Source organism: Streptomyces shaanxiensis, from assembly GCF_039537145.1.
Classification (GTDB): Bacteria; Actinomycetota; Actinomycetes; order Streptomycetales; family Streptomycetaceae; genus Streptomyces; species Streptomyces shaanxiensis.
Genome location: NZ_BAAAZY010000024.1, coordinates 132,698 through 145,463 on the forward strand (window position 1 = coordinate 132,698; position 12,766 = coordinate 145,463).

At 70.1% G+C, this 12,766-nt stretch carries 10 protein-coding genes; 6 read left to right on the top strand and 4 right to left on the bottom strand.

Annotated elements, in window-relative coordinates:
* Positions 1-9: 9 nt before the first annotated feature.
* Positions 10-906, bottom strand: a complete 897-nt coding sequence (locus ABD932_RS34995) for a GNAT family N-acetyltransferase (protein WP_345019176.1) — start codon at positions 904-906, stop codon at positions 10-12.
* Between the two features lie 487 nt (positions 907-1,393).
* Between ABD932_RS34995 and ABD932_RS35000 the strand changes: the two genes are divergently transcribed.
* Both ABD932_RS35000 and ABD932_RS35005 read left to right on the top strand, forming a co-directional pair.
* Positions 1,394-2,602, top strand: coding sequence for a beta-1,3-glucanase family protein (locus ABD932_RS35000; protein WP_345019178.1), 1,209 nt, complete (start codon positions 1,394-1,396; stop codon positions 2,600-2,602).
* Positions 2,603-2,818: 216 nt separating this feature from the next.
* Positions 2,819-3,025: a hypothetical protein gene (locus ABD932_RS35005; RefSeq protein ID WP_126399118.1), complete on the top strand. Its 207-nt coding sequence runs from the start codon at positions 2,819-2,821 to the stop codon at positions 3,023-3,025.
* 104 nt (positions 3,026-3,129) lie between these two features.
* Here the strand turns inward: ABD932_RS35005 and ABD932_RS35010 are convergent, their stop codons facing one another.
* Positions 3,130-4,251, bottom strand: coding sequence for a sulfite oxidase (locus tag ABD932_RS35010; RefSeq protein ID WP_345019180.1), 1,122 nt, complete (start codon positions 4,249-4,251; stop codon positions 3,130-3,132).
* 144 nt (positions 4,252-4,395) lie between these two features.
* On the opposite strand from ABD932_RS35010, the gene sthA reads away from it, so the two are divergent.
* From sthA to ABD932_RS35030, 4 genes are all read left to right on the top strand, one after another.
* A complete protein-coding gene (gene sthA / locus ABD932_RS35015) occupies positions 4,396-5,799 on the top strand; it encodes a Si-specific NAD(P)(+) transhydrogenase (protein WP_345019182.1) in 1,404 nt (467 codons plus the stop codon).
* 277 nt (positions 5,800-6,076) lie between these two features.
* Positions 6,077-7,549: an APC family permease gene (locus ABD932_RS35020; protein WP_345019184.1), complete on the top strand. Its 1,473-nt coding sequence runs from the start codon at positions 6,077-6,079 to the stop codon at positions 7,547-7,549.
* Between the two features lie 11 nt (positions 7,550-7,560).
* The gene (locus ABD932_RS35025; RefSeq protein ID WP_345019186.1) at positions 7,561-8,520 is read left to right on the top strand and encodes a hypothetical protein; all 960 of its coding nucleotides are present in this window, start codon (positions 7,561-7,563) and stop codon (positions 8,518-8,520) included.
* Between the two features lie 448 nt (positions 8,521-8,968).
* Positions 8,969-10,357: an alpha/beta fold hydrolase gene (locus ABD932_RS35030; RefSeq protein WP_345019190.1), complete on the top strand. Its 1,389-nt coding sequence runs from the start codon at positions 8,969-8,971 to the stop codon at positions 10,355-10,357.
* A gap of 41 nt (positions 10,358-10,398) precedes the next feature.
* Here ABD932_RS35030 and nicT read toward each other — a convergent pair whose 3' ends face one another.
* Complete coding sequence (gene nicT, locus ABD932_RS35035; RefSeq protein ID WP_345019192.1) at positions 10,399-11,577, bottom strand: Nickel transporter NicT; 1,179 nt, start codon at positions 11,575-11,577, stop codon at positions 10,399-10,401.
* Positions 11,578-11,748: 171 nt separating this feature from the next.
* Positions 11,749-12,603: a proteasome subunit beta gene (gene prcB, locus ABD932_RS35040; RefSeq protein ID WP_345019194.1), complete on the bottom strand. Its 855-nt coding sequence runs from the start codon at positions 12,601-12,603 to the stop codon at positions 11,749-11,751.
* Between the last annotated feature and the right edge of the window lie 163 nt (positions 12,604-12,766).

A 12,766-nucleotide genomic window follows, 5' to 3' on the forward strand; every position in this document is an offset into this window, starting at 1 on the left:
TACGTCTCGCTATGCCTGGCCCGCCGCATGGAAGTTGATGCGTTCCTTGGCGACGGGGAAGCCCGCCTTGGCGAAGTTCGCGGCCATGGGGAAGTTGCCCCGGTCCGTGCTTCCGCTGACGAACTCCGCGCCCTGCTGGGCGAGGAAGTGGGTGCACTCCGCGAGGAGGTCGTAGGCGTAGCCGTGGCCGCGCTGTTCCGGGACGACGCCGATGAAGCCGATGGTCGGGCCGGAGGGGTTGTGGGCCGGGATGTGGATGCCTGCGAGGTCGCCGTCCGGGGTGTGCGCGAGCTGCCACCACTCCCGTGGGGACGGGCACCAGTGGAAGAAGTCGAGCTCCTCCTGCGCGGCCTGGTCGAGGCCGCCCTCTTCGATGGCCCGCAGGGCGTGGGCGTCGAGGGTGGCGGAGTGGATGCGGCGCAGCGCGTCGAGGAAGACCGCGTCGTCCGGCTCGGCGCCGAAGCGCAGGCGTCCGGGGCGCTCGGGCAGACCGAGCTCGGGGGTCCAGCGGTACAGGAAGCGTTCCACGAGGAGTTCGTAGCCCGCCGCCCGAGCGGCGCCGAAGCGGGCCTCGGCTGCGGCCTTCAGGGCGGGATCGTCCCGCCAGCCGCTGGGCAGGTTGATCTCGAGTTCGACCCGCCAGGGGACGGAGCGCAGGAGTTCGGCGCCGGCCTCCTCCTCGCCCTCGGCCACGTCGAACCAGTTGATGTTGACGGGCTCCGAGTCGTCGGGGCCGCCCCACCAGGCGCCGCGAGCGACGACCGTGCCGTCGCGCAGGGCCACCCGCTGCCACTCGGGGCGGAACCGGGTCCGCCGGTGTCCCTCGCGGGCGCCGAGCGGGTCGGGGTGGGCGTCGAAGAGATGGGCGTCGCTCGCGGTGAGCGCGCGAATGACCAGGTCGGTCACGGATTCCTCCGGGATACGGGCTACTTGGAGCGCTCCCGGTCAGATCTCACGAACCACGCCGGGGCAACGGGAGAGGGAGCGCTGGAAAGGTGTGAACTGCACGGCACTCGCCTCCTTCCGTCCGTCTCAGGGCGTGGAGCCACACCGTACGTGATCTTTCGGGGGTCGGTCCACGGAATTTCTCGGCACTTGACGGAGGGCTCTCCTCGTCGTCCGGGAGCGCTCTCAACGGCCTGGCCGGGCTTAAGTGAACCTTAGGCAAGGGTTAAGCGGTCGTGCCCATTCTGTGGGCTTTCAAGTTCCCCCAGTTCAGCGGGATTTGAGGCGCCGCCAGAACCATTGGCCCACTCCGGAACCGTGCGTAACATCGGGGTCCATCGATGGCGGCGACCATGGATTGAGAGCGCTCTCAGACCGATCGCTCTCGCGTCCTCCGTCCCCCACCGAGACCCAAGTACCCGCACAAGTACTCCGGGAGACCCCCCACATGACATCCCGCCATCAGCGCCATCTCGGTCGACGCAGGCTGCTTTTCGCCCTCGGCGGCGCGGCCGTGGCCGTCCCCACCGCCGCCACCGTGGCTCCGTACGCCCTTGCCGGCACACCCGTGGACGGCGGCACACGTGCCGCGGCGGCCGCACTGCCGCTGACGATCGTCAACAACAGCGGTTCCTTCGGCAACGCGAACGTCCACGTCTACATCGTCGGCAACCAGGACGGCAGGCAGGTACGCGTCACGCCCGACGGCACCCTCGCTCCGATCACCCTGTCGGACAACGGTTCCGACGGCTTCACCGATTACGCGATCAGCCTGTCCGGCAGTGGCGAGACCCGGCTTTCCCTCCCCCAGATGTCCGGCCGGATCTATGTGTCGGTCGGCCAGAAGCTCAAGTTCAAGGCCGTCGCGGACGGCAACGGCAACGCGGCGCTCCAGTACCCGGCGGGCTGGGTGACGTCGGACCCCAACTACCCGGTGGTGCACGACTGTGCCGAGTTCACCTTCAACGCCGCCGGCATGTTCTGCAACACCACCATGGTCGACATGTTCAGCGTGCCGCTGAGCATCCGGCTGACCGGCGCCAAGGACCAGACGACGGGCACGCTGCGGGCCGGCGGGCGGGCGGCAGCGTTCGCCGCGGTCCGTCAGGTCGAGGACTTCGCGCGGCTCGTCGTGGACGACACGCGTGTCATCGCCCCGGGGCACGGCCTGGACGCCGGTCTGTTCGCCAAGGACTACCTCGCCCCGTACATCGACGAGGTGTGGAGCACGTACACCGGGCGGGACCTCACGGTCACCACCAACGCGGGTACGTTCACGGGACGGGTCCGCGGCGATCGGTTCGCCTTCGACGGGCCCGCCCAGGTGTCCTTCGGCAAGCCGTCGACCCGGGACGTGCTGTTCTGCGACGGCAACCTCGCCGCCCCCAACGACGGCACGACCGGCCCCGTCGCCGCCGTCCTCGGCGCCGGATTCAACCGCTCGACGCTGCTCAGCCATCCCGCCCAGCCGACGACCGACCCCGCCACCTTCTTCCGCACCGACCTGACCAACCACTACGCCAAGGCGATGCACACGGCGACGGAGGACGGCAAGGCGTACGGCTTCGCCTTCGACGACGTGGCCGACTTCGCGTCGTACATCCAGGACACGGCGCCGACGGGGATCCGGCTGACGCTCACGCCCTTCGAGAGCTGACGAGAGGGGGCCGCCGGGGCCCGGGTGGGCGCGAGGTGCCCGGCTTCGGTTGTTTCCCTGCGGTGCGCAGAGGTACTCCTGGTGTCCAGGGGGCCACAGTGCACAGCGGGTCCCGGCGCCTCCGGATGCAGGGTCCGCTCCGGCGTTGAATGGTGTTAACAGACCCGATGACCGCACCGGGCCCGAAGAAGCATCCGGATCCGAGGAGCAGAGATGATGCCGACGTCCCAGCCCGAAACATCCGGGCCGTCCGAGGAGCGCGCCACCCCGGACGACCTGCTCCACGCCCGCACCGGCACCGAAGTGTCACCCGAGGACATCGTGCTTGCCTCAGGCAAGGACATCACCCCGCGCAACCTGGAATGGGCGAAGCGCAAGCTTGAGGCAGAGGGTCCCTCCGCCCTCGACAAGCTGCTGCCCTAGCCGTACCGGCCACGATCCGCACGGGTCGCCCTCGGGTGCGGGCCGGCACCCGGGGCGACCGTGTGCGCCTGCCTTGGCCGGCCCGCGGACCTCACCCCGCGGCCTCACCCCTCGTCCACACACAGCACCGGCACTCGCTGGACGACGTTGTTGGCGAATCCCCCGCGGTTCCAGAGCTGCTCGAGTGGTTGGCCGTGCCCCTCGGCGTCGGTGGCCCGCGCGCTCAGCACATGGTCGCCCGGGGTCGCCGTCCAGCCGTACCGCCAGTGGCGCCATGCCCACCGGTGGCCGGTGTCCGGCTGCAGCTCGGCCTCCCGCCAGGTACGCCCCGCGTCCGCGCTGACCTCGACACACGTCACCGGCGCCCGTCCGGACCAGGCACGCCCTTCCAGAGCCACCGGGCCGGGCCGGACCACCCGTGCCCGGGACATGAAGTCGGGGAAGCCGGGTGGGACGAGCAGGGCGCGCGGGGCGATGCGGGTGACCGGCTCGCCCTCGTCCTCGGGGTGCTGCCGCAGCCGGTAGGCCACGGCCTGCTGGAAGCCGGTGAACGGCACGTCGGTGACCTCGACCTCGCGCAGCCACTTCACGTGTGCCATGCCGTACCAGCCGGGCACGACCAGCCGTAGCGGACGGCCGTGCTGCGGGGGCAGCGGAGTGCCGTTCATCGCGTACGCCACCAGCACCTCGGGGTCGCTGCCCGTGGCCACGTCCAGGGGGAGCGCGCGCCGGTAGTCCTGCTCGATGCCGCGCTCGACCCCGTGGTCGGCGCCGGTGAAGACCACGTCGACCGCGTCGGGTTCGACTCCTGCCTGCGCGAGCAGCAGGCGCAGCGGTACGCCCGTCCAGTCGGCGGTGCCGACCGCCTCGACGAGCCAGGGCTGGCTCACCGGCCGTGGGGTCAGCAGGGCCCGTCCGTTGCCCGCGCACTCCAGCGTGATCCGGGTCGTGACCTGCGGGAACGCCCGCAGGTCGGCCAGGCCCAGTCGCAGCGGGCGGCGGACGCGGCCGCCCAGCGTCAGGTGCCAGGGGGTGTCGTCCGGGGCGTACGGGATGTCGTAGTGGGTCAGGACGTAGTGCAGGCCCGGTGGGGTGAGGTCGTAGCGCAGGGCTTCGAGCGGCAGGCCGTGGTTGCGGGTCGCGAGCGCCAGTTCGTCCCGGCCGATGCCCTCCTCGGGGGCGGCCAGCCGGGCCGGTGCGCTCGCGTCGGCGAGTCGATGCCCCATACCTGCATTATCGACCCGTATGCACGGTATGGCACCGTGCGCGAGCGGTGGCACAACTTCCGTTTCCTTCCCGGCACTTCACGCGCAGAGTGGTTTCCGGCTCGCCCTTTCGTAAGGGCTCCTCCGGCTGTCAGACTCCGGAGGGTGCCCGACTTCGACATGCTCGTCATCGGATCCGGCCCGGGTGGCCAGAAGGCCGCCATCGCCGCGGCCAAGCTGGGCCGCCGGGTCGCCGTCGTCGACCGTCCCGACATGGTCGGCGGCGTCTCCATCCACACCGGGACCATCCCCTCCAAGACCCTGCGCGAGGCGGTGCTGTACCTGACCGGTCTCACCCAGCGCGATCTGTACGGGCAGAGCTACCGGCTCAAGGAGGACATCACCGTCGCCGACCTCACCGCCCGCACCCAGCACGTGGTCGGCCGTGAGGTGGACGTCATCCGCAGCCAGCTCTCCCGCAACCACGTCGCCCTGTACGCCGGGACCGGCCGCTTCGTCGACCCGCACACCGTGGCCCTGCGCGAGGTCACCGGCCACGAGCGGCTACTGACCGCCGAGCACATCGTCATCGCCACCGGCACCCGGCCCGCGCGGCCCGGCAGTGTGGAGTTCGACGGGCGGACGATCCTGGACTCGGACAACGTCCTGGCGCTGGAGCGGGTGCCGCGGTCCATGGTCATCGTGGGTGCCGGCGTGATCGGTATGGAGTACGCCAGCATGTTCGCCGCGCTCGGCAGCAAGATCACCGTGGTGGAGAAGCGTGCCGGGATGCTCGACATGTGCGACGTCGAGGTGATCGAGTCGCTCAAGTACCACCTGCGGGACCTCGCCGTGACGTTCCGCTTCGGGGAGACCGTCGCCGCGGTCGAGCGGCATCCGCGCGGGACGCTGACCATCCTGGAGAGCGGCAAGAAGATCCCCGCCGACGCGGTGATGTACTCGGCGGGCCGGCAGGGGCTCACCGACGGACTGGACCTGGACAAGGCCGGGCTGACCGCGGACCCGCGCGGCCGGATCACGGTCGACGAGCACTACCGCACCGAGGTTGCGCACATCTACGCCGTCGGCGACGTCATCGGCTTCCCGGCGCTGGCCGCGACCTCGATGGAGCAGGGCCGGTCGGCGGCGTACCACGCCTGCGGGGAGCCCGTCGGCCGGATGCACAACCTCCAGCCGATCGGCATCTACACCATCCCGGAGATCAGCTTCGTGGGGCGGACCGAGGACCAGCTCACCGATGAGTGCGTGCCGTTCGAGGTGGGGATCTCCCGCTACCGCGAGCTGGCCCGGGGGCAGATCATCGGTGACTCGCACGGCATGCTGAAGCTGCTGGTCTCCCCCGAGGACCGCACGCTGCTCGGGGTGCACTGTTTCGGTACCGGGGCGACGGAGCTGATTCACATCGGGCAGTCGGTGATGGGGTGCGGCGGAACGGTCGACTATCTGGTCGACGCGGTGTTCAACTACCCGACGCTCGCGGAGTCGTACAAGGTCGCGGCCCTGGACGCCACGAACAGGCTCCGGCAGATCGACCGCATCGGGGACTGAACCCCGCGCCGGACTCCCCGGTGGCCCACATCGCCACCCCACGCGCCGTTCCGAGCCTCCGGCGTGCGCTCTTGAAGCCTCAATGATGTGGCTATCATCACTCGCACACACGGCGTAACTGCACGGCGACGCAACGGCGTACAGTGTCCGCCACCCCTTTTCGCCGCCCCTGCCCGAGGTCATCCCTCTCCGGTTCGTGGCGTTGTACCACCCCACCCCCCATACGCGTCGGGGCCTGGTCGCCCTCGCGCCGTGCAAGACGGAGAGCAGCGCATCCATGAGCAACAACAGGGGCAGAGGGCTGCAGGCCAATGTCCTCGGTACGTTCGACACGGTGGTGATGGCGGTCGCGGGCAGCGCCCCGGCCTACTCGCTCGCCGCGACCACGGCGGTCCTCGTCTCGGCGGTGGGGCTGGCCAGTCCGGCCGCGCTGCTGTACTGCGCGATACCGATGCTGGGCATCGCCCTGGCCTTCAGCTATCTCAGCCGCATCGACGTGAACGCGGGCGCCAGTTACTCGTGGGTGGGGCGAACGCTGCACCCCTTCCTCGGGTTCATCAGCGGCTGGGCGCTGGTGATCTCGGCGACCATCTTCATGGTGGCCGGTTCCCTGCCCGCGGGATCGATGACGTTGGCACTGTTCGACGAGCAACTCGCGGAGAACACCGCCCTGTCGACACTGGTGGGCGCCGGCTGGTTCCTGATCATGCTGTTCGTGGTGCTGGGCGGCGCCCGCCTCACCGTCCGGGCGCAGCTCGTGATGTCCGGTGTCGAACTGGCCATACTGGCCCTCTTCGCCGTCCTCGCCCTCTTCCACTCGGACAACGCCCGGGCGTTCGACTGGTCCTGGCTCGGCTTCGGGCACTTCGACGGGGTGACGGGGTTCGCCTCGGGGGCGCTGATCGCCGCGTTCTACTACTGGGGCTGGGACGTCACCAGCAATCTCAGCGAGGAGACCCGCAACAGCCGCCGCACGACGGGCCTCGCGGGGGTCATCGGGGTGGGCATCGTGTTCCTGTTGTTCGAGGTGTTCACGATCGCGGTGAACGTCATCCTCTCCGCGAAGCAGATCCAGGAGAACGACGCGAATGTGCTGGCGGTGCTCGGTGCGGAGATCTGGCCGGGCTGGGGCGGCAAGTTGCTGATCGTGGCGGTGATGCTGTCCACCATCGCCACGTTGGAGACCACACTGATCCAGGTCACGCGTTCGCTGTTCGCGATGGGCCGGGACCGTACGATGCCGTCCGCGCTGGGCAAGGTGCACCGCCGGTGGAACACGCCGTGGGTGGCGATCGCGGTGGTCGGCGTGGTGGCGCTGGCGATGTTCATCGCCGCCAACGCCCTGGGCACGGTGGGCGACATCCTCTCCGACGCCATCTCGGCGATCGGCTTGCAGATCGCCGTCTACTACGGGCTGACGGGTCTCGCGGTGGTCGTCGCCTATCGCGGGATGCTGCTGAAGTCGGTGGGCAACTTCGTGTTCGGCGGGCTGTGGCCGTTGTTCGGGGCGCTGTTCATGTTCTGGATCTTCGTCGAGTCGCTGGGTGAGCTGAGCGGTTCCGCGATCGCGATCGGCATCGGCGGCCTCGCGGCCGGGCTGGTCCCGATGCTCTGGTACTGGCGGCAGGGCAGCGACTACTACCGGCCGGCCAAGCTGGACGCCACCCGGACCGTCGAGGCGGACTATGTTCCGGCCGGCCCCGGCGGCTCGAACTCCCTTGTCCACGAGGGCCTTTCCACCGACTTCTGAGGGAGCCCTCGATGGCGAGAGACCGCTTCGCTCCCGACTTCGACCCCGACTGCGGGGACGCGCCCCTCACCTGCGCCCGTCAGGACATCGTCATCGGGCGCTGGCAGGGGCTGCGGGAACTGCTGCGCGCCACCGGTCCCGACTGGCTGGTGCGCGGCCACCGGGTCCGGCTGCTCGCACAGGCCTGTGCGGGCAGTTCGACGGTGGAGTCGTGGCTGGCCGCCGAACCGCACAGCCCGGACGCGCTGGTGCTGCGGGCGGCCACGGAGACGACCCGGGCGTTCAATCTGGCGATCGCGGCGGGCCGGGGTGTGCCGATCGACCAGCACCGCATCGACACCGCGGTGCTGTCCTGCCTCAGGGCCGCGGACTCCTACCCGGACGACCCGACGCCGTGGATCTCGCTGATCTCCGTCGCACGGCTGTACCCGGCGGGCGTACGGCGGCAGGAACTGGGGCGCTGGTGGGACGAGTTGCACCAGCGCGACCCGTTCAGCGTGGAGGGGCATCTGCAGGTGCTGCACTACTACTCCTCGCGCTGGCACGGCACCCACGGCCTGATGTACGACTTCGCCCGCGACGCGGCCGGAGTCGCACCGCCCGGCTGCCCGCTTCCGGTGCTCGTGCAGTACGCCCGCGTCGAGGAGTTCCGCTACGCCCTGGACGCGGCCAAGGGGCAGCACGCCTCCATGGGGCTCGGCCAGCACTGGAGTCACGACGGCGCGGTCAGCGACGTACGCCGGACCTGGGAGCGCTGGATCACGAACCGCGCCTCCGCCGACGTGGCCCCCGGCGAGCTGCGCGATCTCAACTACCTGGCACACGCGGCCTGTCAGGCGGGGGTCCGTGACATCGCCGCGGCCCTGTTCCGGATGCTGGGGCGCCGGGCGACACGGGCTCCGTGGGGGTACACCGGCGATCCGGAGAAGCAGTTCGTCAGGTGGCGGGGGGAGGTGGGGCTGCGCCGGTGAGAGGCTGTGCGACCACCGTGACGATGAGGATCGTGTGTGGTCGCTGGGACCATCGTGGCGCCAGGAGCTTCCGGTCTCCAAGTCCTGTGACTGCGAAGGGACATGGGCGGCGGCGGCCCCCCAGGGTGAGGGTGAAAGCGCTGCCCGCCCCTGCGCGCCGATGTGCCACCTGTGCGCCAGTGCGCGGGGCGCTCTCTACGTGCCTGCTGGGCAGACTGATGAGAGTCGGCTTCACCCGCGTTCAGCGGCAGGAGGTTTGGGCATGGCGGTACCGCGCATGGGTCAGCGACACAGAGCGATCCTCCGGAGAATGGGCATACTGGCCGCCTCGATGGGGCGCGGGCGACGGGCGTGGACCGGAGGACGCCGAAGGTCCGGGGCCCGGACCAGGTGGCTCCTGCTGAGCGTCTGCCTGATCGTGACTGCCTTCGGCTCCAGCACAACATCGATGGCCGCTGCCACCAAGCCGTCGGCCCAGCAATGCGACGAGGTGCCGACCGGCGTCGACGCCCGCGACCACTGGCTGAGGTTCAGGGTGCCGCCCGGGCTCATGCCGGACCCTCAGTTCGACGGGCGCCCCGCGAGGATCCAGGTGCATCGCGTTCAGCCGGTGTACGCGAACGGCAAATGCCCTGGAGTGCCCAACAGGGCCGCAGTGCTGATCCACGGCCGCTCCGTCACCGCCTCGCCGCTCTTCGACCTGCGCCACCCCGCCCCGGAAGGTGACTCGCTCAGCGTGCAGGACGGACTCGCGCGGGCGGGAATCGACACCTTCGCCCCGAGCCTGCTCGGCTACGGCCACTCGACGCGCTTCGACGAGGGCCTGAACGATCCCGCCAACGCGAGCCTCAGGCCCTACAACCCGGACGGCACCTGTTCGCACCCCGAGGGGTGCGACCGCACCCCCAACCCGATCTTCCCCCTCGATCAGCAGGGGACCCTGCTCCTGACCAATCCGCTGGGCGGGGAGAGGGTCGCGCACTCGAGCAATCAGCGCTTTGCGAGCACCGACGTCTGGGTACGCGACATCCGCCAGGTCATCGACGACGCCATCACGCGCGCGCAGCCCACGGACGGCAAGGTCACCCTGCTCGGCCATTCGCTCGGTGGGCTGCGCGTCGGGCGGACGCTGTACGCAGCCAACCCCAACCCACTCCTTCCCGGCAGCGCCGACGTCATCGCGAAGGTCAACCGTGCCGTGTTCATGTCCTCGCTCTTCGGTGGACCGACTGAGGAGACGGCGCCCCCGGCGGGCTTCGTCACGTTCCCGCTGACGCTTGACCGCCGCCCGGGGGCACCGGTGCTGCCGCCGGATCGCGAGGCCGTGTGCACCGGGCGTGTCGTGCCCGGCAGCCAGGATCAGTTCTGGGAGCAGATCATGGAGCAGGACACCGAGGGGCGGAACTGGGGCGGGAACGACCCCGGCAACCCGACCGGCCTCAACCGCTCGCCGACGTTCTCCAGCTACGGCTGGAACACCGCCGTCGCGGGGCAACTGACCCCGCCCACACTGGTCATCCACGGTCTCGAGGACGCCACGGCGCCGCCGGCCAACTCGTCCGCCATCTTCAACGCGCTCCCGGCGTCGATGACGAACAAGGTGCTCGTACAGGTCCAGTGCGCAAGCCACCAGATGCCGATGGAGGGCTGCTCCGGCCCACGCTGCACACCGGAGTCCGGAACCCCCTACGGTGGGCGCCCCGGTGAACCGTGGGCCGGTCCCCATGCCACGGTCAAGGCGGCGCTGATCGAGTGGATCAGGAGCGGGACCTTCAACGGCTCCGCGAACGGACAGTTCACCGTCAACGAAAGCGGCGTGGCCAACGCCGGCCCGTAGAGCGACCCCGGGCCCTCAGTTGGCAGCGGTGGCAGCCGCGGTCAACGCCCAGGGTGGAGGCTCCGGGGCAACCCGGAGCCTCCACCCGTCACTGGCCGTCCCCACCTCTCCTCGATCCGCCCGACCCGCCACACCAGCAGGGCGACGACCCACGTCACGACGAAGAGGCCCACGACCACGAAGCCGGCGGTGTTGAGGTCGAGGCCGGCGATCCAGTTCCAGAACGGGCCGTGCAGGGCGAGGCGGTCGGCGAGGAGGCCGAGGAGTTCGACCGTGCCGATGAGCAGGGCGACCGCGACGGACAGGCCGGTGACGATGAGGTTGTAGTAGACCTTGCGGACCGGCTGGGAGAACGCCCAGCCGTAGGCGAAGTTCATGAACGTGCCGTCGATGGTGTCCAGGAGGGACATGCCTGCGGCGAAGAGGACCGGCAGGCAGAGGATCGCGTACCAGGGCAGACCGGATGCGGCACCCGAGCCGGCCAGGACGAGCAGGGCGACCTCGGTCGCGGTGTCGAAGCCCAGGCCGAAGAGCAGGCCCAGCGGGTACATGTGCCAGGGCTTGGTGATCGACCTCGTGGCGCGGCCGAGGAGGCGGTTCATGAAGCCGCGGTTGTTCAGCTGCTCTTCGAGGGCCGCCTCGTCGTAGCTGCCCGAGCGCATCCGGCGGAACACCTTCCAGATCCCGGCGAGGACGACCAGGTTGATCGCCGCGATCAGATAGAGGAAGGCTCCGGAGACCGTCGTACCGATCAGAGCGGTGATGTCGTGGAGGCGGGAGTCCTCGTCACTGACCGGTCCGGCCAGGGTCTTCACGCCGAGGGAGAGCAGCAGCGCCAGGGCGAAGACGACGCTGGAGTGGCCGAGCGAGAACCAGAAGCCGACCGACAGCGGCCGCTGCCCCTCCCCCATCAGCTTGCGGGTGGTGTTGTCGATCGCCGCGATGTGGTCGGCGTCGAAGGCGTGCCGCATACCGAGCGTGTACGCGGTGACGCCGATGCCGATGCCGAAGGACTGCTGACCGATGCTGTAGTGCCCGGGCGCCACGACGGCGACGAGGGTGAACCACCCGATGACGTGCAGGGCCAGCACGAACGCGGCCATGCCGCCGACCCTGCTCCACTCCTGCCGCGTCATGGAGGTGCGGACGCGGTGCCAGGCCGTGCGCCGCGCGGGGGCCGTGGCGGGGAGGGTCGGAGTGGAGTCAGGGGCAGCCGTCATCGGGGAGGGAGCGTCTTTCTTCCGGAGGGCGGCTGCGATGTACAGCCTGCGGCCATCCTGCGGTACTTGCAAATCATGTGCAGTAAAGGCCGCGGCAGTTCTTGCCCATGGAAACCAAACCCGCGGGCCATGGAGAGGGAAAGCGCGCAGGGACGGGACGGCGGACGCCCGTCAGGGAGCGGCGTTCGGGCCGTCCGGCCGGCTGCGGCGCTGCTCCACCATCTCCCGGCTCAGTTCCTCCGTCTCCGCGTCGGTCAGCCGCTCGAAGCCGCCCTCTGTGATCACCGAGACGCTGGGGAAGATCCGGCGGTTGATGTCCGGTCCGCCGGTCGCCGAGTCGTCGTCGGCCGCGTCCCACAGTGCGTGCAGCGCGGCCAGGGCCGCCTCGTGCCGGGACAGGCCCGCGCGGAACAGCTTCTTGAGAGCGCTGCGGGCGTACGGCGACCCGGAGCCCTCGGCGTGGAAGTCGTACTTCTCGTACGGACCGCCGGTGACCTCGAAGTCGAAGATGCGGCCCCGCGCGCCCTCGGACGCCTTGGTGTCGTAACCGGCGAGGAGCGGCACCACGGCGAGGCCCTGCATGGCCTGGCCGAGGTTCTGCCGGATCATGCCGGCCAGGCGGGACGCCTTCGCCTGGAGGGACATGGGAGTGCCCTCGATCTTCTCGAAGTGCTTCAGCTCGACCTGGTACAGCTTCACCATGTCCAGCGCGAGCCCGACGGTACCGGCGAAGGCGACAGCGGTGTGGTCGTCCGCGGGATGGACCTTCTCCAGGTCGCGCTGGGCGATGAGGTTGCCCATGGTGGCCCTGCGGTCGCCGGCGATCAGTACGCCGTCGCGGTAGGTGAGGGCCAGCACCGTGGTGCCGTGCGGGAATCGGTCGGGTGCGGCGCGCACACCGTCGGGGAAGGGGCGGCGCATGGGCAGCAGGGCCGGGCGGTGTGCCGCCAGGAACTCGGTGAAGGACGAGGTCCCCGGAGTGAAGAACTCCTCCCCCAACCGCCCGTCGTGCTCACTGCTCGCCATGACATTCCCCCTCCGCCGTTCAGCCGACAACCGGACTCCTACCTGAACGGGCCGACCGGGAAACGCCTTTGGCGCTCACAGGGCCCGGCGCCGGACGAGCACCACAAGCCCGGGAAGCAGCGACAGCCACACGTCAGCAGCCGGTGGCCGAGCACGGCGGAGG

What these genes read in the sequence shown, in the direction of transcription:
- ABD932_RS35005 (WP_126399118.1), top strand. Translation starts at nt 2,819, where the DNA reads ATGCCGACGTCCCAGCCCGAAACATCCGGGCCGTCCGAGGAGCGCGCC.
- ABD932_RS35000 (WP_345019178.1), top strand. Translation starts at nt 1,394, where the DNA reads ATGACATCCCGCCATCAGCGCCATCTCGGTCGACGCAGGCTGCTTTTC.
- prcB (WP_345019194.1), bottom strand. Translation starts at nt 12,603, where the DNA reads ATGGCGAGCAGTGAGCACGACGGGCGGTTGGGGGAGGAGTTCTTCACT.
- ABD932_RS35020 (WP_345019184.1), top strand. Translation starts at nt 6,077, where the DNA reads ATGAGCAACAACAGGGGCAGAGGGCTGCAGGCCAATGTCCTCGGTACG.
- ABD932_RS35010 (WP_345019180.1), bottom strand. Translation starts at nt 4,251, where the DNA reads ATGGGGCATCGACTCGCCGACGCGAGCGCACCGGCCCGGCTGGCCGCC.
- ABD932_RS35030 (WP_345019190.1), top strand. Translation starts at nt 8,969, where the DNA reads ATGGCCGCTGCCACCAAGCCGTCGGCCCAGCAATGCGACGAGGTGCCG.
- nicT (WP_345019192.1), bottom strand. Translation starts at nt 11,577, where the DNA reads ATGACGGCTGCCCCTGACTCCACTCCGACCCTCCCCGCCACGGCCCCC.
- ABD932_RS35025 (WP_345019186.1), top strand. Translation starts at nt 7,561, where the DNA reads ATGGCGAGAGACCGCTTCGCTCCCGACTTCGACCCCGACTGCGGGGAC.